This is a genomic window from Nocardioides sp. NPDC087217, from assembly GCF_044744805.1.
Taxonomy (GTDB): domain Bacteria; phylum Actinomycetota; class Actinomycetes; order Propionibacteriales; family Nocardioidaceae; genus Nocardioides.
In genome coordinates, this window is record NZ_JBIUZB010000002.1 from 600,198 (window position 1) to 620,338 (window position 20,141).

The following is a 20,141-nucleotide window of genomic DNA, read 5'->3' on the forward strand; positions in this document are numbered from 1 at the left end:
CTGTGGTGGGTGTGATCCATGTGTCAGGAGTGATTGTGTCGGACAGCACCGACAGTTTCGTGAGGGCGGGTGTCAGATCACCATGCTCAGTGCCAGCACGAACACCAGACCGGACACGGAGAGCACCGTCTCCATCAGCGACCAGGACTTGATCGTCTGGACGACGTCGAGGCCGAAGTACTCCTTGACCAGCCAGAACCCGGCGTCGTTGACGTGGGAGAAGAACACCGAGCCGGCACCGACGGCGAGCACGACGAGCGAGACCTCGGCGGCGGGCATGTTGGCGACCAGGTCGACCACCAGCGACGAGGCGGTGATGGTGGCGACGGTCGCGGAGCCGGTGGCGAGGCGGATGAGGACCGCGAGCACCCAGGCCAGCACGATCGCGGACACGCCGGAGCCCTGGGCCCAGTCGGCGAGCTGGGTGCCGATGCCGGTGTCGATCAGCGACTGCTTGAACCCGCCACCCGCGGCGACGATGAGCACGATGCCCGCGATCGGCGGCAGCGACATCTCGACCGTCTTGGCGATCTGGCGGCGGTCCATCCCGGACCCGCGGCCGAGTGTGAACATGGCGACGATGACCGCGATGGTGAGCGCGACGAGCGGGTAGCCGATCACGTCGAAGACCTGCTGGAGCTGGTTCTCGGGGTCGTTGATGACGATGTCGACGATCGCCTTGGCGAGCATCAGCACGAGCGGCAGCAGGACGCTGAACAGGGTGACGCCGAAGGAGGGGCGACGGATATCGGTGGCTGTGGCGGCTCCCGGGCCGCCCACCGGAGTGGCGTCGTAGGTGTGCGGTGCTTCGACGACGACCCAGCGGCCGGCGAGCCGGCCGAACAGCGGCCCGCTGACGATGATGACCGGGATGGCGACCAGTACGCCGAGCGCGAGCGTCGTGCCGAGATCTGCCTGGAGCGCGCCGATCGCGGCGAGCGGACCCGGGTGCGGCGGCACCAGGCCGTGCATCGCCGAGAGGCCCGCGAGGGTGGGGATGCCGACGGTGATCAGCGAGACCTGTGCACGACGGGCGACCAGGTAGATGACCGGCATCAGCAGCACCAGGCCGATCTCGAAGAACATCGGCAGGCCGATGATCGCCCCGACGAGCGCCATCGCCCACGGCAGCGTACGAACCGAGGACCTGCCCACGATCGTGTCGACGATCTGGTCGGCACCACCGGAGTCGGAGAGGAGCTTGGCGAACATCGCACCCAGCGCGATCAGCAGGCCGACGCTGGTCGCTGTTGCGCCGAAGCCTTCACCGAAGGAGGTGATCACGTCCATCACGTTGCGTCCCGCGAGCACACCGACCGCGATGCCGCCGAGCAGGAGCGCGAGGAACGGGTGCAGCTTGACGTAGGTGATGAGGACGACGATCAGGGCGATCGAGGCCAGCGCGGCGGCGAGGAGTACGCCTCCTGATGCGACCGGGGCGACCGGCTCGGTCGCGGCGGCGAGGATGTTCATGCGGACTCCCTGGTCAGGTTCGAGGTCGGGTTCATGGTGGTGAGGAAGCGGTCGACGATCGCGTCGATGTCCTGGTCGATGTCGATGGTCGTGCCCTGCTCGTCGGGAGCGAGGGGCTCGAGGGTCGCGAACTGCGAGCGCAGCAGCGACGGCGGCATGAAGTGCCCCGCACGGGCGGCGAGGCGCGCCTCGACCACCTCCGGGGTGCCGCTGAGGTGGAGCAGCCGGAGTCCGCGGGCGCGGCTGTGGAGCAGATCGCGGTAGCTGCGCTTGAGCGCCGAGCAGCTCAGCACCGCGCCGGTCTGCTCGTGCTCGGCGAGCCAGCCACCGAGCGTCTCCAGCCAGGGCTGCCGGTCGTGATCGTTCAGCGCACGACCGGAGGCCATCTTCGCGATGTTCTCCGGCGGGTGGAAGTCGTCGGCGTCGGCGAAGGGGACCCGGAGGCGCTGGGCGATCGCAGCGCCGACGGTCGACTTGCCGGAGCCGGAGACTCCCATGACGACGAGGAGAGGGTTCTGTGTCACGCGTCACAGGGTGCATCAAAAGGCATCCGTTTGGCAAGGCGAAGTGTCATAACGGATTCTGATTACGACGGGTCGGGATTGTGCGACGATGCCGCAGTGACGACTTCCAGCGGTGATGCCGTACATCGACTGCACCAGAGCGTCCGAGACGCGCTCGGACGCAGGATCGTCTCTGCCGAGCTGCCGCCAGGGTCCGTTCTCACGCTGGAGGGGATCCAGGCGACGTACGACGTCTCGCGCCCGGTCGCACGGGAGTCGGTACGGGTTCTCCAGGCGATGGGCATGGTCACCACCCGGCGACGTGTCGGCATCACCGTCCTCCCGCGGCAGGAGTGGAACGTCTTCGACCCGCTGGTCATCCGCTGGCGGCTCGACGGCGAGGGCCGGCGCGAGCAGCTGCTGTCGCTCTCCGAGCTCCGGCTCGGGTTCGAGCCGATCGCGGCCCGCCTCGCCGCCGAGCGGGCCGAGCCCCAGCACCACGGCGAGCTGGCCCGATCCGTGGCCGACATGGTCGTCCACGCCGCCGCCGGCGACCTGGAGGCCTATCTCGAGGCCGACACGACCTTCCATCGCGTCCTGCTCAACGCCTGTGGCAACGACATGCTCGCCGCCTTCGGGGACCTCGTCGCCGAGCTCCTCGCCGGACGTACGCACCACCACCTGATGCCCGACAAGCCCAACCCCACCGCCATCGAGCTGCACGAGAAGGTGGCGATCGCGGTACGCAACGGCGACCCGGCAGCCGCCGAGGAAGCCATGCGCGCCATCATCGACGAAGCCGCCGAAGCCCTCGCCTCTGCTGAGGACTGACGGACCACGACGGCTTCACGGCGGCATCAGTCGGTGAACGCGACCTTGCTGCGCTGTCGGGAGGAGACGGTCCTGCCGCGCCGCACCGCGACGTACCGGCCGAGCGCGACCAGCCCGAACCCGGCTGCGAAGACTCCGAGGGTGAGCACCCCGTACGACAGCGGGAACTCGCCCGCTTCGAACGCCGGAGCAGAGGCGTTCGGCGAGAGTGCGTCGAGCAGCAGGTACAGGGTCTGGAAGACGAACGCCCATAGATAGGCGATCGCATAGGCGGTGTTGGCGGCCAGATGGGACCGCAGGAAGTAGCCGAGCGCGAAGGCGGCCAGGACGGTGACGACCGCGATCATCGGGGCTCGCCTCCGTCGAACGCCGTCGAGCGGCGAGGGGCGGAGAACATCAGGTAGACCGCCGCGACGGTCCACAGGACCGATACGCCGACCAGAATCCTGATGGGCGCGGGAATGCCTTCCACGAAGAACGCCGGCAGCCCGGTCAGGGTGACGATGATGATGGCGCCGGCAGCGATCCGCGCGGCTACGCGGTTGCCGCGCCAGGCGGCGATCACCGCGGCCAGGCCGATGACGCCGAGGATCGAGCCGGCGACGAGGACGCCGATGGGAGGCCCGGCGTCGCCTTCGGGCGCCGGGAACAGCGCGCTCGGGATGTTGGCGGCGCTCATCAGACCGGCCAGGACGAGGCCGACCTTCTGGCGGGTGCTGTGCCCGGTGCGGCGAGTGGTCATGGTGCTCATGGTGACTCCTTGGGTGAGTGGGTGTGCCCCAAACCTGCGCCTTCCGGAATTCCCTCGGTCAGTTCCGAACCACCCGCGTCGTTCCCGAGGCATCCCGGTCATGACGGGAAACAGTTCCCGGGACGGCGCGCACGGGTGGCGTCATGATGAGTGCATGACCGTGCGGATCCTGCTCGCCGACGACCACCCGGTCGTGCGCGGCGGGCTGCGCGCGCTGCTCGACACCATCGACGGGCTCGAGGTCGTGGGCGAGGTCGGTGACGGCGAGGCGGCGGTGCGCGAGGTCCAACTGTCCCGCCCCGACGTGATCTTGATGGACGTACGGATGCCGGTGCTCGATGGGGTCGAGGCGACGCGGCGGATCCGGGCCGCGGTCCCGGAGACCGCTGTGCTCATGCTGACGATGTACGACGACGACGCGACCGTGTTCACCGCGATGCAGGCCGGCGCGCGCGGTTACCTCCTCAAGGGCGCCGAGCAGGACGAGATCGTCGGAGCGGTACGGGCCGTCGTCGCCGGCCAGGCGATCTTCGGGCCAGGGGTCGCGGCGCGGATTCTCGCCCACTTCAGTGCTTCACCTGCCCGGGTCGAGGTCCCGTTTCCCGAGCTGACCGACCGGGAGCGCGAGATCCTCGACCTGCTCGCGACCGGGTCGCGCACCGGCGCGATCGCCCAGCAGTTGTTCCTGTCGCCGAAGACCGTGAGCAACCACCTCACCAGCATCTTCGCCAAGCTCCAGGTGGCCGACCGCGCCGCTGCGATCATCCGGGCTCGCGAGGGCGGGCTGGGGGAGAGCGGCCGGGGTGAAGGTGGCCGGGCGCCATGACGTACCCCGAGCTCGTCGGCATCGCGGTGCTCGGGCTCAGCACGCTGGTCAGCGGCGCGGCGATGCTGGGCAGGTCTCGGGCCGTGGCATCGGGGGTGCCGCTCGCTCTCGGCGGGCTCGCCGTCCTCGGCGGCGCTCTCACCTGGCGGGCGGAGCCGGACTTCGCGACCTGGGCCTTCGTCGTCGGAGGGTCCCTGTTGCTGCCGCTGGCGGTGACGGCGTACCCCCGACTGCGCTGGCGCAACCCCGTCGACTTCGTGGCCCTGGTGGTCGTCGGCGGAGCCGGCCTGTTCGCGGTCGCCTCGCTGAGCCTGACCGGGCCATGGGGCTCCTCCGGGGTGCTGCTGTCGACCGGGGCCACGCTCGTCGTGACCTGCCTCCTCCACACCTGGTGGAAGCTCGAGCGCAGCGACGGGACCGACCGCCGGGCGCTGACCTGGATGGGCCTGAGCCTGGCCAGCACCGGCGTCGTCTTCTTCTTCATCGCGTTCGCGTTGGACGGTGTGCCCGGCCGGAGCACCGGAGCCGGGATCGTGTACGGCGCGGGGTTCGCGCTCTTCGCCGTCGTCGGTCCGGCGATGTACGTCGGGCTCAGGAGGCCGGAGGTCGTCGACGTACGCGGCCTCGTCGTCCAGGCCGTCGTGCTTCTGACGGCCGTCGTCGCCTACATGGCGATCTACGCCACGATCGAGGGTGTCCTGGAGCTGCTCGGCGGCCGCCCACCGAGCGTGGGCACGATCGCGCTCGCCGCGGCGCTGGCCGCCGCCCTGTTCCACCCACTGCAGGTCGCCATGCGAGGCGTCATCGACGAGCTGCTGTTCGGCATCCGCCCGGACCCGCTCGGCGCCGCCGGCCACGTCGCCGAGAACATCGGCGACGACCCCGCGCTGGCACTGCGGGTGATCCGTGAGGCGCTCGTGCTCTCCTACTGCGAGCTCCGGGTCGAGGGCGTCGTGATGGCCACCTCGGGCACGGCCGTCACCCACACCCGTACGCTGCCCCTGGACATCGGAGACGGTCGCACCGGCGAGCTCGTGGTCGGGCTTCGGGCCGGTGACCTCGCCCTGACTGCTGGTGACAAGCACGTCCTCGACCTGGCCCGCCCGTTGCTCGCGCAGTTGCTGCGCGCCCGGATGCTCGCCGACCAGCTGCAGGAGTCGCGTGAGCAGACGGTCAGCGCCATCGAGGAGGAGCGGCGGCGGCTTCGACGGGAGCTCCACGACGGTCTCGGCCCGCGGCTCTCCGGGATCGCCTTCACCGCCGACGCCGCGCGCAACACGATGCGCGAGGACCCCGAATCGGCGGCCGGTCTGCTGCGCGCGCTCCGGGCCGAGACCGGCACGGCGATCCGTGAGATCCGGGAGCTGGTCTACGGCATGCGACCTCCGGCGCTCGACGAGCTCGGCCTCGTCTCGGCCGTACGCCAGCAGGCCGAGATGCTGCGTACTCCGGACGGCCGGTCGATGCGGATCACGATCACCGCCGCCGACCTCCCACCGCTCGCCGCGGCCGTCGAGGTCGCGGCGTACCGGATCACGGTCGAGGCCCTCCGCAACGTCGCTCGACACAGCGGCTCCCAGGTCGCCGAGGCCACTCTCGGTGTCGAGGGCGGCGAGCTGCGGGTCGCGGTGTGCGACCACGGCACGGTCGGAAATCCGTGGACCCGTGGCGTCGGGTTGACCTCGATGCGCGAGCGCGCCGAAGAGCTCGGCGGCACCCTGGAGGCGGGGTACGCCGACGGCGGCGGCCGCGTGGTCGCCGCGCTGCCCTTGTCGCCGGCAGGCTGACCGCGGCTGCTCCGAATCGCCGGTCGCGGTCGATGACGCGCCGGAGGGGGATACCGATTGGTGAGCGCATGAGGCCGTGCGGTAATGTTCGGAGCGCTTCGAGCGGAGAAATCCACTCGCAGTTTCGGGCTGTGGCGCAGCTTGGTAGCGCACTTGACTGGGGGTCAAGGGGCCGCAGGTTCAAATCCTGTCAGCCCGACAGATCGCCCCTGACCTGCTCATGCAGGTCAGGGGCGTTTTTGCGTCTGTCCGCGAGGTTCACCATGTTGCCCGTCGGCGGGGCCATCGGCCCATGCTGGGACCACCAGGTCGAAATGCGTCTCCACCGGCCGTCGAGGTTGTGCTCCGGGTGCAGGTAGCCCAGCGTCACGGCGGGGGTCGGCGTTCGTCCAGAAGGGCGGCGATGCCGTCGCCGGAGACGTGACCCGGTCGGCCGGCGAGGTCGAGCTGGGCGTCGAGTGTGAGCGCAGCGTTGATCAACGACAGGTGGGTGAAGGCCTGCGGGAAGTTCCCGATCTGCTCTCCGTTGACGGCGATCTCCTCGGAGTAGAGGCCAACGTGGTTGGCGTAGGTGAGCATCTTCTCGAACGCCAACCTCGCCTTCTCGACCCGTCCGGCGCGGGCCATGGCGTCGACGTACCACATGGTGCAGATGGAGAAGGTCCCCTCCGACCCGTGCAGCCCGTCGGGTGAGGCGGCCGGGTCGTAGCGGTAGACCAGGCTGTCGGTCTCCAGCTCCTCCTCGATGGCATCGAGGGTCGACAGCCACCGCGGGTCCTGCGAGGAGATGAAGCCGACGACCGGCGCCAGGAGCACGGAGGCGTCGAGCACGTCGGTCTCGTAGTGCTGGACGAAGGCCTGGCGCTTCTCGTGCCAGCCGGCGGTCATGATCTGCTCGTAGATGGCCTCGCGCGCTGCCGTCCACCGTGCGATGTCGGCTGCTCGCCCTCGCCCGTACTTCGTGGCCTGCCGGATCCCGCGGTCGAAGGCGACCCAGCACATCACCCGTCCGTACGTGAACGACTGGAGACCGCCGCGTGTCTCCCAGATGCCCGCGTCGGGCTGGTCCCAGTTCTCGGACAGCCAGTTCAAGATCCGGGAGAACGTCTGGAGGCCTTCGTAGCTGGCGGGCAGCGCACCCAGCCGGTCGGCCTCGTAAGCGCAGTCGGCGAACTCGCCGTAGATGTCCTGCTGTATCTGGTCGGCAGCCCCGTTGCCGATCCGGACCGGGCGCGATTCCTTGTAGCCGCTGAGGTGATCGAGGGTCTCCTCGACGAGGTCGGGGGAGCCGTCGACCCGGTACATGATCTTCAGGGGAACGGCTTCGTTGGCGGCTGCGGATTCGCGCGCCCGGTCCCCGACCCAGCGGGCGAGCTGCGCGGCCTCCTCGGTGAAGCCGAGACCGAGCAGGGCCCGTACCGAGAACGACGAGTCTCGGATCCACGTGAAGCGGTAGTCCCAGTTGCGCTCTCCCCCCAGCTGTTCGGGGAGGCCGGCGGTGGCCGCCGCGATCGGTGCGCCTGTCGGGGCGTAGGTCAGCAGCTTGAGGGTGATGGCGGAACGGTTGACCATCTCGCGCCACCGCCCCCGGTAGGTCGAGTGCGCCAACCATGAGCGCCAGAAGCCGACCGTGCCCTCGAGCGCCGCGAGCACCTCTCCCTCCTCGACGCGGCGGGGCCCGTCCCCGGCCGTCTCCAGGACGAAACCGACGTCTTGGCCCTCCTCGACCTCGAACGACGCCACCACGTCGTCGCCGACCTGTTCGAGGGGTACCCCCGCTTGGAGGACGAGTCGGGTGCCATCCGACTCGAACACCGCCCCCGAAGGGGTCACCTCCACCGTGTGGGAGGCACGGCCGTAGTCGAAGCGGGGCGCGCACGACATCCGGAACCGCGTCCGCCCGCGCACGCCTCGCACGACGCGGACGATCGTGTGCTGATCCCGGGCCACCGCGGGATCCGAGATCGGCATGAAATCGATGACCGAGCTCGTGCTCGCCTCGACCATGAACCGGGTGGCGAGAACCGCCGAGTCGCCCAGGTAGCTCTGCCTGGTCAGGTGGCCGTCTCCCTCCGGTGCGATCCGGAAGCGGCCGCCGCGGTCGGCGTCGAGCAGGGACGCGAACACGCTCGGCGAGTCGAAGCGCGGGGTGCAGAACCAATCGACGTCGCCGTTGCTCGCCACCAGCGCCGCGGTCTGCAGGTCCCCGATGATGGCGTGGTCGGCGATTGAGGGCTGCTCGGCCATGAGCTTCTCCTTGTCCTCCTAGGAGGGGTGTCGCCGGCGGGCAGACGCCCGCCGGGTGCTACACCGCTCGCCGTCAGCATCGGTGGTTCGATTCTCGTGCCCCGGCGCCCCACCGACGTCACCCACTAGGGATGAAACAGCTGTCGGCGCCCTGGCCCCACCGTTGACGGGTGGATGGCAGACAGGGGCTCACCCTGTATCTCCGCTCCAGGACAACTGGCCGGTTCGGGTCCGCCCTATCCGAAACGGGTGATCCGCTGGGCCCGCCTTCGCCGTTGTACTGGAGCAGTCGCGCTCCGATGTGTGTCGGGGGCGGAGAAGGGAGATCGACATGTGTCGTTGGCTCGCATACTCAGGTTCGCCGGTGCTCCTGGAGGACCTTCTGTTCAAGCCGGAGAACTCGCTCGTGGTGCAGAGCAAGCACTCACGGCTGGGCGTGGAGACGGTCAACGGTGACGGCTTCGGTGTCGGTTGGTACGGCGCCCAGGACACCCCAGGGATCTACCACAGCATCGAGCCCGCCTGGAACGACCGCAACCTCCGCGAGCTCTCGGCCCACGCTGCCGCCGGTCGGGTCTTCGCGCACATCCGAGCGACGACCGGCACGGCGGTCCAGCAGACCAACTGCCATCCCTTCCGTCACGGCCGCTGGCTGTGGATGCACAACGGGGCCATCGCCGACTTCCCGTTGCTGAAGCGCGACCTGACCATGGCCGTCGAGCCTGGGCTGTTCCCCGACATCGAGGGATCGACGGACTCGGAGCTGTTCTTCTTCCTCGCCCTGACCTTCGGACTCCAAGAGAACCCGCCGGACGCGGTGGCTCAGGCGGTTGGCCTCATCGAGGAGACGGGGCGACGCCACGGAGTCGAATACCCGATCCAGATGTCGGTGGCGACCACCGACGGGGAAACCACGTGGGCATTCCGGTACTCCAGCGAGGGTAGGTCCCGATCGCTGTTCCACAACACCGACGTCGCCACACTCCGTCTCCAATACCCCGACAACCCAGTACTGCATCAGCTTTCCGATGACGCACGCCTCGTAGTGTCCGAGCCGTTGGGGGACTTGCGCGGGGCGTGGCGGGAGGTGCCGGAGTCCTCCTGCCTCATCGTCCGGGGTGGCCGCGAGGAGCTGCAGGAGTTCTCACCGTCGCCTGTCCGTGCCCTGGACTGACGCATCTGGCGGAGGGAGTTCCATGTCTCCGGGTCATCCACATGGGATGACGCCTGGACAGGGATCCGCCGCCGATGATGACAGGGACGAGGTGCCGCAGAGGTGCCCGCAACCAGTAGAGCAGGTGGTGGCATGACCGACCAGGAGACCGTGCACGAGAGCGAATCCCTCGACGAGCTCGGTCCTGTCGACTGGATCGTGGTGGAGTTCCCCGGGAGCCGGTTCAACGGCAAGATCGCGCCCACACTGATGGACCTGGTCGACCGCGGGATCATCCGGATCCTCGATCTGCTGATGATCCGCAAGGAGGAGGACGGATCGTTCGATGCGTTCGAGATCAGCGACCTCGACGACGGCGAGATCGGCGGCATCCGGGACTACGAGACCGCGATGGCCAACCTGCTGAGCCAGGAGGACGTCGAGTCCGTCTCGGCGGCCGTCGCGCCGGGCAGCACCGCCGCGCTGTTGGTCTGGGAGAACACCTGGGCCGCCCCGTTCGGATCCGCGGTGCGCCACGCCGGAGGACAGCTCGTCGCGAGTGGCCGTATTCCGGTGCAGGCGATTCTCGCAGCCATCGAAGCAGATCTTGAAGAGGAGGACTGACATGCCATTGAGACGCAGGGCACGACGGGGAGTCATCGGCCCCGCACCCGTTGCCAGAACAGCCGCCGTCGTAGGCACCGCCGCCGTCGTCACTCACGGCGTACGCCGGCGGGGCGACCGCCGCGAGGACCGCCGAGACGACCGCCGCGACCGGCGAGGCTGAAAGCGCGTCGCGACCGGCCGCTTTGGGGCGGCTGAATCACCCGGCCCGGGTGATGAGAGAACAGATCAGACGGCTCTAGGCTTCCAGCGATCCACGACTGGAAGAGGCGGGACCTGCGATGGGAATCTTGTGCGCGCGACGAGACGACGCCCCAGCCGTGCGTCGGTTCCGGGCGGGCTGATTCACATGACGCTCCGCGTGTCGGAGCCGGCGACGTCATGACCGAGGGTCGGCAGAACGGCAAGAGGCTCCTCGGTCGGGTCGCCGGCGCGGTGACGGAAAGGGTCGTCGTCACGGTCGATCCCGATATCGTCCTGGAGCACGTCGATCTCAACGCCCTGCTCAGCCGCGTAGACCTGGACGCGGTCCTGGCGCGGGTCGATATGGATGCGTTGCTCGCGCAAGTCGACATCAACAAGCTCCTCGCCGACGTAGACCTGGACGCCCTGCTGCGGAACGTCGACCTCGAGGCGCTCGTACGCCGCTCCGGCATCCCCGACATCGTGGCGGAGAGCACCTACTCGATGGCCGGATCCGCCCTCGACGTCGCCCGGCGGCAGCTGGTGGGGCTCGACGTCCTCATCGACCGGATCGTGGACCGGCTGATGCGACGGAGCGAGGACGAGCGACGGGAAGGGCCGCTCAGCCTGGTTGCGGCCCGAGGAGCAACGCCCGACCCCAGGAACGACAGTGCCAGGATCCGTCGAGTGCGCCGCTCGGTGTCCGGACACTATGCGGGAGCGATCAGCAGGGCAGCAGCCGCTCTCATCGACGGCCTTCTCATCGCCGGCCTCTATACGCTAGGCGTCGCCGGGTTCAGCTTCCTGCTCGACATGTTCACGACCATGTCGCTCACCGACGACCGCTCGACCCTGCTCGGGATCGCTGCCTTCGTGACCTGGGCGTTCTCCTACGTCTTCATCAGCCTCGCCATCACCGGCCGGACGATTGGCAAGGGCCTGACCGGACTACGCGTCGTACGCGCCGACGGCACCGCACCAGGGGTGCGCACGATGTTCGTCAGGACGCTGGTGTTTCCCCTCAGCGTGGTGTTCTTCGGGATCGGACTGCTCTTGATCGTGGTGCAGCGTGAACATCGTTCCTTCCACGACCTGATCGCCAAGACCTGTGTTGTCTATGACTGGGGAGACCGCAGCGCTGAGATGCCGGGGCCACTCTCGGACTTCCTCGATCGCGCCCGATCGGACTCCCCGCAGCGCTGACGACGCCTGCAGGCTCAGGAGCCGCCGCTAAGTCGGACCTCGGACCAGTCGAGGCCGTCCAGATTGACGACGATCGCCTCCTGGGTGGTGCGTGCGATCACGACGACGGCCTCGGTGTCCGTGTCGGGGTTCTCCTCGCGGTGAGGGACCCACGGCGGCACGAAGACGTAGTCGCCGGGGCCGGTCTCCACGCGGGTCTCGACGGGCTCGTCTCCCTCGGTGTCCAGGAAGACGAAGACCGGGTTGCCTGAGACGACGTAGATCGCGGTCTCGGAGGCACCGTGGTGGTGGTTGGCCGAGGCGGTCGAGGCGGGGACATGGGTCTGGCCCATCCACAGGTTCTTCGCGCCAACGGTCTTGCCGCTGACCGCCTCGAGCCGCCGCATCCCGGAGGTCTGCCCGGTCTGGTCGACCAGGCCGGAGGGGGCCACGTGGTGGAGGTGCCGGTGAAACGCGTCGATCTCGGCGGGGACGAGGACACCGCTCGGCGTGCGAATGTAGTCCCCGTCAGAGGACCCGGCAGGTACGTGAACGGCAGACATCAGGCTCCTTTGGCCAAGGTGAGGACAGGGTCGTTGCCGGGCAGGGCGAGCAGTGGCCGCAGGACGGCGGCCACCTGTGCGGCCGTCTCCTTGGTCAGACCGGGTCGGGTGCAGACGTAGAGCGGGAGCGGGTCGGGTGTCGGGAGATCGGGCACCCGGACCAGGCCTTCGGGAGTCTCGCCGAGGGTCGCCATGAGCGCGACGCCGAGGCCGGCCCCGACGGCTGCCTGAACGCCGGCCAGCTGTATGGCCTCGGCGCCGATGGTGGCAGGGATCGAGTGATCGGCGAGCGTCTCCAGGGCCCGGCTGCGAAGCGCGCACGGTTCGTCGAAGGCGACGATGGGCACGGGGCTGGTCGGCGCGGGGAGACGCCACGAGTGCGATGCGAACCAGGTGAGAGTCAGATCTCCGACGTAGAGGGCCCGAGGGTCGTCTGCCTGCTGGATCAGCAGGGCCAGGTCGATGCCGCCGGCGGTGAGGCCCTCGCGCAGCTTGTTGCCACGGTCGATCCGGAATCGGAAGTCGCGCTTCGGAACCGACTGTGCCAGCGCTCTGGAGACGTTGGGCAACAGCTGGGCGGCGGCGTGCTCGGTCGACCCGATGGTGACCGTCATCGGAGCGTCGGTGGGGGACGGACGGAACTTCGCCACGGTCTCATCATGCAGCGCGATGATCCGGCGCGCCTGTGCCAGGAGCACGGATCCATCGGCGGTGAACCGGGACCCGCGACCCTGCCGCTCGACCAGCGTGCGCCCGACCGCGGACTCCAAGCGGCGTACGTGCTGGCTGACCGCGCTCTGTGTCAGGTGCAGCGCTGTGGCGGCCCGCTGGAAGCCGCCGAAGTCTGCGACGGCGACCAAGCTGCGCAGCGGGGCGATATCCAGATTCTGGCTCATGTCGATCAGAGTAATACACAATTGATGAGCGTTCGTGATGGTTCAGCATCGTGGAACGTCGTTGGACCCGGTGGCATTTGTCTATCAAACTCATAGACATAAGGCTCTCTGGGAAGAGGGCCACCGCGGGCTGACACCCGGCCGCGGCTGACCACCACGGAGGCAGCATGTCCCGACGCACGATCAAGCTGGGCGCCGTCCCGTACGGCACCGGCGGTCCGGGCCAGCACCGGCTCTGGCTCGACCCCGAGATCCCGGGCGACGCGAGCGTCAACATCGACTGGTTCATCCAGACGGCCAAGCTCGCCGAGCAGGGCCGCTTCGACCTGATGTTCATCGTGGACAGCCAGTTCATCACCCCGCACAGCCCGCCGCACTACCTCAACCGTCTGGAACCGCTCACCCTGCTCTCCGCGGTGGCCACCCACACGAAGCATCTCGGTCTGGTCGGCACCGCGACCACGAGCTTCAACAGCCCCTTCAACCTGGTGCGCCGCTTCGCCTCCCTCGACCTGATCAGCCACGGTCGCGCCGGGTGGAACGTGGTCACCACCGGTGATGCGGGCACCGCGACCAACTACGGGCTCGCGGAGCACTACGACTACGACACCCGCTACGGCCGCGCCCAGGAGTACGTCGAGCTGGCCCTTGCCCTGTGGGACTCCTATGAGGACGATGCGTTCGTACGCGACCGAGAGACCGCCCGGTTCCTCGACCCCGACAAGCAGCACGCGCTGAACCACGAGGGCACCTACTTCAAGGTCGCCGGCCCGCTCAACCTGCAGCGCAGCCCGCAGGGACATCCGGTCATCTTCCAAGCCGGTGACTCCGACCAGGGTCGCGACCTGGGTGCCTCCGTCGGGGAAGGGATCTTCACCCACGCTCCCGACATCGGCAGCGGCCAGGCGTTCTACGACGACATCAAGACCCGCGCCCGCGGCTTCGGCCGCAACCCGGACGACCTCGTGATCATGCCGGGGGTCAAGGTCGTCGTCGGCGACACCGACGAGGAGGCCCGTGAGATCGAGGCCGCGGACCACGAACGCGACCACGGCTTCGCGGAGGCTCTCGCTGAGTTCGGCCGGCCCTTCGGCTGGCACGACTTCCGGCAGTACGACCTCGACGCACCCTTCCCGGCCGAGGCGCTCGAGCATGGCGAGCGGTCCTTCTTCACCCAGGCCCAGAAGATCACCCAGCGAGCGGTCGAGAACGGCTGGACGCTGCGTCAGACCGTCGAGGCGACCCGGGTCTTCCGTAAGTCGGAGTTCGTCGGCAGCCCCGAGACGGTCGCCACCAAGCTGCAGGAGTGGTGGCAGGGACGGGCGTGCGACGGCTTCAACATCGGCGTCGACCACCCGGCCAACTTCAGGCGGATCGTGGAGGAGGTCATCCCGATCCTGGCCGAGCGCGGCGTCTTCCGCCGCGAGTACGAGGCCACCACCCTGCGCGGAAACCTCGGCCTTCCGGTCCCGGAGAACCGCCACACCCTGGCTCGCCGCACTCCGACGAGCTGACCTCCACAGCGCTCGGGCGCCCGAACGACACACCCACCTCACCGCCAGAGACGACACAGGAAGACCGATCACTCCCATGGCCAACAAGGCATTCGCGCGCAGCGACAAGCGCTCCATCTCGACCACGTCCTCGACGCCGACCCTCAGCCGGCGCAGCCTGCTCGGCCTCACCCTCGGCGCCGCGGCCGTGTTCGCCCTGGAAGCCTGCGGCTCCGAGACCGGCGCCAGTGCGTCCGGTGGACGGATCACCTGGGCCTGGCAGCTGCCCACGACCTGGGACCCGGTGACCTCCTCGGCCGGCTCCGACGTCCAGATGCTGGCGCTCGTCTACGAGGCCATCACCGGCCTCGACGAGAAGGGCAACCCGGTGCCGTGGCTGGCCGAGAAGTGGACGTACAACTCCGAGGGCACGCAGGTGACCTTCACCCTGAAGAAGGGGTTGAGGTTCAGCGATGACACGCCGCTGGACGCCACGGCGGTGGCCAAGTCGATCGAACGCGGACGCACCGCCGACGGCTCCCTGATCGCGCCCCAGATGGTCGGGATCACCAAGGTGACCGCCTCGGGCGACCTCGACGTCGTGCTCGACCTGGCCGAGGTCGACTACCAGATCCCGGCTCTGTTCGCGGGCAAGACGGGCATGGTCGTCAACCCGGCCGTCTTCGAGAAGGACGCCGCCTCCCTGGCCACGAAGCCGGCCGGCTCCGGGCCGTTCAGCCTGACCACGTACGTCCAGAACGACCACGCCGAACTGGTGAAGAACGCCCACTTCCAGCTCGCCGACGAGATCAAGGTCGACGAGTTCCACCTCTACCCCCAGCCCGACCCGGCCACCGCGGTCGCCTCGGTCCAGTCCGGCCAGTACAACGTCGCGCGCATCTCCGGTGCCCAGGTCGAACAGGCCCGGCAAGCGGGCCTCGAGGTCCAGATCCTCGACTCGATGTTCGTCTCGTGCCTGGACGTACACGCCGGGAAGAAGCCGTTCGATGACCCAGCGGTCGTCGAGGCGCTCAAGTACGGCATCGACCGGGAGAAGATCAAGAAGGTCGCCAACTTCGACATCGGCGAGGTCAACTACCAGCTCTTCCCCAAGGGGTACGTCGGCTACAACCCCGAGCTCGAGGGCGTCTACGAGTACGACCCGGAGAAGGCGAAGCAGATCCTCGCGGACGCCGGCCACACCGGCCCGGTCAAGGGCGAGTTCACCAGCAGCGGCCAGGCCGCGGCGGCTGTCGAGCTGATCCAGGCCCAGCTCAAGGAGATCGGGATCGAGCTCACGATCAAGTCGATCCCACAGACCCAGCACACCCAGCTGGTCTACATCGAGCACTCCCAGGCGCTGACCTACGACGGCTTCGCCGGCCGGGAGTCGCCGGTGCAGGCCTTCCAGGTCCTCTTCGGCAAGGAGGGTCTGATGAACCCGAACCGCGCCACGAACCCCGCCCTGGAGGCCCAGCTCAAGAAGGTCCGGGCCACTCCGACCGACGACCCGGCGTACCCCTCGGTCCTGCAGGAGGCGACGAGGATCGCGATCACCAGCTTCCCCAACACCTTCCTCTACAACGCGCCCCGGATCATCGCCCGCAAGAACGCCTCCGAGCTGCCCGCCTCGCCGAGCCTGCAGCGCTTCGAGGGAGTGACGACCTCGTGAGCGTGGCCCAAGCCACCTCTTCCACCGCCGCGTACGCCGACTCACCCGCGGAGGCGTCGGCGGTACGACCGACCGCCGGCACGGTCGGCGGCTGGCTCCGCCGCATCCTCAACCTGGTCGCGATCACCGCTGCCGTGCTGTTGCTCGCCTCGGTCATCACCTTCGCGCTCGGGGCGATGGCGAAGACCAACCCGGCCGCGGCGGTGCTCGGCGAGACCGCGACCGATGCCGACATCGCCCGGCTCGACCACCAGTTCGGTCTCGACCGGCCGCTGGTGGTCCAGTACGCCGACTGGCTCGGCTCCGCGCTGCAAGGCGACCTCGGCGTCTCCTGGTTCACGACCGTCCCGGTTGCCGACAGCATCGCCCAGGCGCTCCCGGTCGACCTCTCCATTGCCCTGCTCGCCATCGTGCTGGCGATTCTCATCGGCGGCGCGGCCGGGATCGGCGCGGCGCTGAGCAACGGGGGAGTCTTCGACCGGGCGGTCACCGTCGTCTGCTCGCTGCTCGGCACGCTGCCGCCGTTCGTGATCGGGATGGCGCTGATCGTGGTCTTCGCGGTCAAGGCCAAGCTGCTTCCGGCAGGCGGCTACGTACCGATCGGGGAGAACCCGGCCGAGTGGCTCCGCTTCGCGATCCTGCCCTCCTTGGCACTCAGCCTCGACGTCGCGGCCTCGATCGCCCGGCAGCTGCGCACCTCGCTGGTCGGGGCACTGCGGGAGAACTACGCGATCGGCGCCCAGATGCGCGGCTTCGGTCGCCGGCGGGTCCTGTTCGGCCACGTCCTGCGCAACGCCGCAGCCCCCACGCTGGCCGTCATCGGCCTGGCCATCCCGCTCGTCATCGGCGGTGCCGTCATGACCGAGAAGCTCTTCGGCCTGCCCGGCATCGCGCAGCTCGCTCTGCAGTCCTCGGAGAAGGGGGACGTACCCGTGGTCCTCGGCACTCTGCTGGTCACCGCGGTCGTCGTCGTCATCGCCAGCCTGGTGGTCAACGTCGCCCAGGCGGCGCTCGACCCGGCCGCTCGCGGCACGAGGGGCGGGAAGCGATGAGAACGCTCAAGGCCCTGTGGGCGCAGCCCGCCAGCCGCTTCGCCTTCGTGGTCCTGACGGTGATCGCCTTCCTGGTCGTCTTCGGCGGCACCCTGGCGCCGTACGACCCGCTGCGACAGTTCAGCGACGAGGTGCTCCAGGCCCCATCGGGGAAGCATCTGCTCGGCACCGACTACGTCGGACGTGACGTTCTGTCGCGGCTCATGGCCGGCACCCGGCTCTCGGTGGTCGGCGCTCTGGAGGCGGTTGCGATCGCCGCAGTCCTCGGCGTCCCGTCCGGGCTGGCCTCGGCCTGGATGGGCAGGATCGGGGAATGGGTCTCGCTGCGGATCGCCGACACCCTGATGATCCTGCCGTTCACCGTCTTCGCCATCGCCGTCGCCGGCACCATCGGCAACGGCCTCCAGCAGGCGATGGTCGCGGTCGGCGTCCTGATCAGCCCGATGTTCTTCCGGGTCACCCGGGCCGCGGCCCTCGGCCTTCGGCGCACGCAGTACGTCGAGGCCGCCGAGCTGATGGGCGCGAGCCAGTGGTGGACGCTGCGCAAGCACATCTGGAGCAAGGTGCTTCCCAACGTCGCCGTCGCCGCCGCACACGCCACCGGCGCGAGCCTCCTGGTCGTCGCCTCGCTCTCGTTCCTCGGGATCGGCGTCCAGCCGCCGGCGCCCACCTGGGGCGGGATGCTCTCGGCCGACCTCGGCTACCTCGCCCAGCAGAGCTGGGCACCGATCTTCCCGGCGCTCCTGATGATGGCGACCGTCGGGTCCCTCAACATCCTGGCCGACGGCATCCGTGACGCCGGCACCCAGCGCCGCCGCCGACGCCCGTCCCGGGCGCACGACCGGAAGGAGACCGTCGATGCCGCAGCCTGATCCCGACACGTACGCCACCAGCCCACGCACCCTCACCGTCGAGGACCTGCAGGTCAGCGTCGGGGACCACCTCGTCGCAGTGAACGGCGTCTCCTTCCAGATCCGCCGCGGCGAGGCCGTCGGCCTGGTCGGCGAGTCCGGCAGCGGCAAGACCCTCACCTGCCGCGCCGTCCTCGGGCTGCTGCCGGAGACCGGTGAGGTGGACTCCGGCACCATCACCCTCGGGGACGGAGACTCCGGAGTCGACCTCACCGGCGCCGAGCGTCCCACCTGGGACCGTGTCCGCGGCACCCGCATCGGCGCCGTCTTCCAGGATCCCGGCTCCTACCTCAACCCCAGCATCAGCGTCGGCCGCCAGCTCGTCGAGCAGCTCCGTGTCCGCGGCGGGCTCGGCAGGACCGAGGCCCGCGACCGTGCCGTCGAGCTCTTCGGCGAGGTCGGCCTCCACGACTCGGCTGGCGTCTTCCACCACTATCCCCACCAGCTCTCGGGCGGGATGCTGCAGCGCGTCCTGATCGCCATCGCCATCGCCTGCGATCCCGAGCTCCTGATCGCCGACGAGGCCACCACCGCCCTCGACGCCGTCATCCAGGCCGAGATCCTCGAGCTCATCGCCCGCCTGCGCCGAGACCACGAGCTCTCCCTGCTGCTGGTCACCCACGACCTCGCGGTCGTCGCCGAGACCTGTGACCGGATCCTGGTCATGTACGGCGGAGAGATCGTCGAGTCGGGTCCGACGGAGCAGGTGCTCACCGATCCGCGCCATCCCTACACCCAGGCCCTGCTCTCGGTGGCCACCATCGGCGACTGGTCGCGCCGCACCCTCGAGGTCATCCCCGGTCAGCCGCCGGCAGCGGGGGAGCGGATGCCGGGTTGCCGGTTCGCCCCGCGCTGCCGGCACGCAGCCCAGGCGTGCCTCGGCGGACCCGTACCCCTGACCGACATCGGACCTGTGCGCAGTGCTCGCTGCGTTCGTCTGGAGGCCTCCGCATGAGTACGCCGCTGCTGAGCATCACCGATCTCTCGGTCACCTACGCGCCTCCACGCCAGGGCACGCACCTCGGCACCGGTGCCGCACTGCGAGACGTCAGCCTCGAGGTCCGCCCGGGCGAGATCCTCGGCGTCGTCGGCGAGACGGGATCGGGCAAGACGACCCTCGCCCGCGCGACCGTCGGCCTGGTCGCGCCGGCTACCGGCTCGATCGTCTTCGACGGCGCCGACATCGGCGGGCTCACGGGGGCAGCGCAGCGCCGATTCCGCCGAAGCGGCCAGGTCCAGCTCGTCTTCCAGGACCCGCTGCGCTCCCTCGACCCCGACCTCACCGTCGATCAGATCGTCTCCGAGCCGTTGGCTGTGGGCGGCGTACCCCGGAGCGAGCAGCGCGCCCGGGTCGAGGAGGCCATCGGGCTCGTCGGTCTCGACCCGGCCGCCATCGGCGACCGGCTACCGCGTCAGCTCTCCGGCGGTCAGCGGCAGCGCATCGCGCTCGCCCGCGCCATCGTCACCCGCCCGAAGCTGCTCTTCTGCGACGAGCCGGTCAGCGCGCTGGACGTCTCCAACCGAAACCTCGTCCTCAGCCTGCTCGACCGGCTACGCCGCGAGCTCGGCCTCGCCGTCGTGATCATCGCCCACGACCTGTCCTCACTGGCCGGGATCGCCGACCGGATCGCCGTGTTCTACCGCAGCCGGCTCGTCGAGACCGGCCCCGTCGAGCAGGTCCTGACCCGCCCGGCGCACCCCTACACCGGGCTTCTCACCGCCTCCGCGCCTTCGGTCGGCCACGAGGACCGGCTACGTCCGGCGGACATCCGGCCCGCGCCGGACGCCGACCCCTTCCCAGCCCGACCCGGCGCCTGCGTGTTCGCCGCCCGATGCCGGTTCGCCCATGACGCCTGCCAGCAGGAGCCGGCCGCCCTGCCGCTGCCAGGTGCCACCGAGCGGAGCGCCGCCTGCCACGTCGCCGCCACCTGGCTCGGCCAGATCCGCCCCGAGAGCACCGAGGACCTTCAGCTCGCCACGGAACCGGCCTGAGC

The 20,141-nt window shown here is 69.4% G+C and carries 19 protein-coding genes and 1 tRNA gene; 13 read left to right on the forward strand and 7 right to left on the reverse strand.

The genetic code is table 11. The annotated features are described in order from the left end of the window. Window positions 1-72: 72 nt before the first annotated feature. On the reverse strand, window positions 73-1,473 hold the full coding sequence (locus ACIO3S_RS10210; protein WP_400462554.1) for a GntP family permease: 1,401 nt from the start codon (window positions 1,471-1,473) through the stop codon (window positions 73-75). Continuing rightward, window positions 1,470-1,970, reverse strand: a complete 501-nt coding sequence (locus tag ACIO3S_RS10215; protein ID WP_400464600.1) for a gluconokinase — start codon at window positions 1,968-1,970, stop codon at window positions 1,470-1,472. Before ACIO3S_RS10215 ends, ACIO3S_RS10210 begins: the two co-directional genes overlap by 4 nt. A 123-nt stretch (window positions 1,971-2,093) precedes the next feature. Here ACIO3S_RS10215 and ACIO3S_RS10220 point away from each other — a divergent pair, with 123 nt between their 5' ends. Then, a complete protein-coding gene (locus ACIO3S_RS10220; RefSeq protein ID WP_400462557.1) occupies window positions 2,094-2,807 on the forward strand; it encodes a FadR/GntR family transcriptional regulator in 714 nt (237 codons plus the stop codon). 26 nt (window positions 2,808-2,833) lie between these two features. Here ACIO3S_RS10220 and ACIO3S_RS10225 read toward each other — a convergent pair whose 3' ends face one another. Both ACIO3S_RS10225 and ACIO3S_RS10230 read right to left on the reverse strand, forming a co-directional pair. Then, the gene (locus ACIO3S_RS10225) at window positions 2,834-3,154 is read right to left on the reverse strand and encodes a hypothetical protein (RefSeq protein ID WP_400462560.1); all 321 of its coding nucleotides are present in this window, start codon (window positions 3,152-3,154) and stop codon (window positions 2,834-2,836) included. Continuing rightward, complete coding sequence (locus tag ACIO3S_RS10230) at window positions 3,151-3,558, reverse strand: hypothetical protein (RefSeq protein WP_400462563.1); 408 nt, start codon at window positions 3,556-3,558, stop codon at window positions 3,151-3,153. The genes ACIO3S_RS10225 and ACIO3S_RS10230 overlap by 4 nt, the downstream gene beginning before the upstream one ends. Window positions 3,559-3,712: 154 nt before the next feature. Between ACIO3S_RS10230 and ACIO3S_RS10235 the strand changes: the two genes are divergently transcribed. The 3 genes from ACIO3S_RS10235 to ACIO3S_RS10245 all read left to right on the forward strand — a co-directional run bounded on the left by ACIO3S_RS10235 (window position 3,713) and on the right by ACIO3S_RS10245 (window position 6,370). Beyond that, window positions 3,713-4,384 carry a response regulator gene (locus ACIO3S_RS10235; RefSeq protein ID WP_400462566.1) on the forward strand — a complete coding sequence of 224 codons (672 nt, stop codon included), beginning with the start codon at window positions 3,713-3,715 and terminating at the stop codon, window positions 4,382-4,384. Continuing rightward, window positions 4,381-6,171, forward strand: a complete 1,791-nt coding sequence (locus ACIO3S_RS10240; RefSeq protein WP_400462569.1) for a histidine kinase — start codon at window positions 4,381-4,383, stop codon at window positions 6,169-6,171. Before ACIO3S_RS10235 ends, ACIO3S_RS10240 begins: the two co-directional genes overlap by 4 nt. A gap of 125 nt (window positions 6,172-6,296) precedes the next feature. Then, a tRNA-Pro gene (locus ACIO3S_RS10245) sits at window positions 6,297-6,370 on the forward strand. Between the two features lie 167 nt (window positions 6,371-6,537). On the opposite strand, the gene ACIO3S_RS10250 is transcribed toward ACIO3S_RS10245, so the two are convergent. Next, window positions 6,538-8,418: a glycoside hydrolase family 15 protein gene (locus ACIO3S_RS10250; protein WP_400462572.1), complete on the reverse strand. Its 1,881-nt coding sequence runs from the start codon at window positions 8,416-8,418 to the stop codon at window positions 6,538-6,540. Between the two features lie 364 nt (window positions 8,419-8,782). On the opposite strand from ACIO3S_RS10250, the gene ACIO3S_RS10255 reads away from it, so the two are divergent. The 3 genes from ACIO3S_RS10255 to ACIO3S_RS10265 all read left to right on the forward strand — a co-directional run bounded on the left by ACIO3S_RS10255 (window position 8,783) and on the right by ACIO3S_RS10265 (window position 11,581). Next, window positions 8,783-9,592, forward strand: coding sequence for a class II glutamine amidotransferase (locus ACIO3S_RS10255; protein WP_400462575.1), 810 nt, complete (start codon window positions 8,783-8,785; stop codon window positions 9,590-9,592). 132 nt (window positions 9,593-9,724) lie between these two features. Further along, on the forward strand, window positions 9,725-10,195 hold the full coding sequence (locus ACIO3S_RS10260; protein ID WP_400462578.1) for a DUF6325 family protein: 471 nt from the start codon (window positions 9,725-9,727) through the stop codon (window positions 10,193-10,195). Window positions 10,196-10,576: 381 nt separating this feature from the next. Continuing rightward, complete coding sequence (locus ACIO3S_RS10265; protein ID WP_400462580.1) at window positions 10,577-11,581, forward strand: RDD family protein; 1,005 nt, start codon at window positions 10,577-10,579, stop codon at window positions 11,579-11,581. 14 nt (window positions 11,582-11,595) lie between these two features. Here ACIO3S_RS10265 and ACIO3S_RS10270 read toward each other — a convergent pair whose 3' ends face one another. Then, window positions 11,596-12,123 (reverse strand): cupin domain-containing protein, encoded by a 528-nt coding sequence (locus ACIO3S_RS10270; protein ID WP_350839506.1) that lies wholly within the window; start codon window positions 12,121-12,123, stop codon window positions 11,596-11,598. After that, complete coding sequence (locus tag ACIO3S_RS10275; protein WP_400462583.1) at window positions 12,123-13,019, reverse strand: LysR substrate-binding domain-containing protein; 897 nt, start codon at window positions 13,017-13,019, stop codon at window positions 12,123-12,125. The genes ACIO3S_RS10270 and ACIO3S_RS10275 overlap by 1 nt, the downstream gene beginning before the upstream one ends. A gap of 167 nt (window positions 13,020-13,186) precedes the next feature. Here ACIO3S_RS10275 and ACIO3S_RS10280 point away from each other — a divergent pair, with 167 nt between their 5' ends. From ACIO3S_RS10280 to ACIO3S_RS10305, 6 genes are all read left to right on the forward strand, one after another. Then, window positions 13,187-14,533 (forward strand): LLM class flavin-dependent oxidoreductase, encoded by a 1,347-nt coding sequence (locus ACIO3S_RS10280; RefSeq protein ID WP_400462585.1) that lies wholly within the window; start codon window positions 13,187-13,189, stop codon window positions 14,531-14,533. A 76-nt stretch (window positions 14,534-14,609) separates the two neighbouring features. Continuing rightward, on the forward strand, window positions 14,610-16,184 hold the full coding sequence (locus ACIO3S_RS10285) for an ABC transporter substrate-binding protein (RefSeq protein WP_400462587.1): 1,575 nt from the start codon (window positions 14,610-14,612) through the stop codon (window positions 16,182-16,184). Then, window positions 16,181-17,236: an ABC transporter permease gene (locus ACIO3S_RS10290; RefSeq protein ID WP_400462590.1), complete on the forward strand. Its 1,056-nt coding sequence runs from the start codon at window positions 16,181-16,183 to the stop codon at window positions 17,234-17,236. Before ACIO3S_RS10285 ends, ACIO3S_RS10290 begins: the two co-directional genes overlap by 4 nt. Beyond that, the gene (locus ACIO3S_RS10295) at window positions 17,233-18,108 is read left to right on the forward strand and encodes an ABC transporter permease (protein ID WP_400462593.1); all 876 of its coding nucleotides are present in this window, start codon (window positions 17,233-17,235) and stop codon (window positions 18,106-18,108) included. The genes ACIO3S_RS10290 and ACIO3S_RS10295 overlap by 4 nt, the downstream gene beginning before the upstream one ends. Further along, a complete protein-coding gene (locus tag ACIO3S_RS10300) occupies window positions 18,095-19,102 on the forward strand; it encodes an ABC transporter ATP-binding protein (RefSeq protein WP_400462596.1) in 1,008 nt (335 codons plus the stop codon). Before ACIO3S_RS10295 ends, ACIO3S_RS10300 begins: the two co-directional genes overlap by 14 nt. Beyond that, window positions 19,099-20,139: an ABC transporter ATP-binding protein gene (locus tag ACIO3S_RS10305; RefSeq protein ID WP_400462599.1), complete on the forward strand. Its 1,041-nt coding sequence runs from the start codon at window positions 19,099-19,101 to the stop codon at window positions 20,137-20,139. Before ACIO3S_RS10300 ends, ACIO3S_RS10305 begins: the two co-directional genes overlap by 4 nt. Window positions 20,140-20,141 lie beyond the last annotated feature (2 nt).

Excerpts from the sequence above, each read along its gene's own strand:
- ACIO3S_RS10275 (WP_400462583.1), bottom strand. The coding sequence starts at position 13,019 with ATGAGCCAGAATCTGGATATCGCCCCGCTGCGCAGCTTGGTCGCCGTC.
- ACIO3S_RS10265 (WP_400462580.1), top strand. The coding sequence starts at position 10,577 with ATGACCGAGGGTCGGCAGAACGGCAAGAGGCTCCTCGGTCGGGTCGCC.
- ACIO3S_RS10235 (WP_400462566.1), top strand. The coding sequence starts at position 3,713 with ATGACCGTGCGGATCCTGCTCGCCGACGACCACCCGGTCGTGCGCGGC.
- ACIO3S_RS10280 (WP_400462585.1), top strand. The coding sequence starts at position 13,187 with ATGTCCCGACGCACGATCAAGCTGGGCGCCGTCCCGTACGGCACCGGC.
- ACIO3S_RS10210 (WP_400462554.1), bottom strand. The coding sequence starts at position 1,473 with ATGAACATCCTCGCCGCCGCGACCGAGCCGGTCGCCCCGGTCGCATCA.
- ACIO3S_RS10300 (WP_400462596.1), top strand. The coding sequence starts at position 18,095 with ATGCCGCAGCCTGATCCCGACACGTACGCCACCAGCCCACGCACCCTC.
- ACIO3S_RS10270 (WP_350839506.1), bottom strand. The coding sequence starts at position 12,123 with ATGTCTGCCGTTCACGTACCTGCCGGGTCCTCTGACGGGGACTACATT.
- ACIO3S_RS10305 (WP_400462599.1), top strand. The coding sequence starts at position 19,099 with ATGAGTACGCCGCTGCTGAGCATCACCGATCTCTCGGTCACCTACGCG.
- ACIO3S_RS10215 (WP_400464600.1), bottom strand. The coding sequence starts at position 1,970 with ATGGGAGTCTCCGGCTCCGGCAAGTCGACCGTCGGCGCTGCGATCGCC.
- ACIO3S_RS10295 (WP_400462593.1), top strand. The coding sequence starts at position 17,233 with ATGAGAACGCTCAAGGCCCTGTGGGCGCAGCCCGCCAGCCGCTTCGCC.
- ACIO3S_RS10250 (WP_400462572.1), bottom strand. The coding sequence starts at position 8,418 with ATGGCCGAGCAGCCCTCAATCGCCGACCACGCCATCATCGGGGACCTG.
- ACIO3S_RS10230 (WP_400462563.1), bottom strand. The coding sequence starts at position 3,558 with ATGAGCACCATGACCACTCGCCGCACCGGGCACAGCACCCGCCAGAAG.
- ACIO3S_RS10225 (WP_400462560.1), bottom strand. The coding sequence starts at position 3,154 with ATGATCGCGGTCGTCACCGTCCTGGCCGCCTTCGCGCTCGGCTACTTC.
- ACIO3S_RS10260 (WP_400462578.1), top strand. The coding sequence starts at position 9,725 with ATGACCGACCAGGAGACCGTGCACGAGAGCGAATCCCTCGACGAGCTC.
- ACIO3S_RS10240 (WP_400462569.1), top strand. The coding sequence starts at position 4,381 with ATGACGTACCCCGAGCTCGTCGGCATCGCGGTGCTCGGGCTCAGCACG.
- ACIO3S_RS10285 (WP_400462587.1), top strand. The coding sequence starts at position 14,610 with ATGGCCAACAAGGCATTCGCGCGCAGCGACAAGCGCTCCATCTCGACC.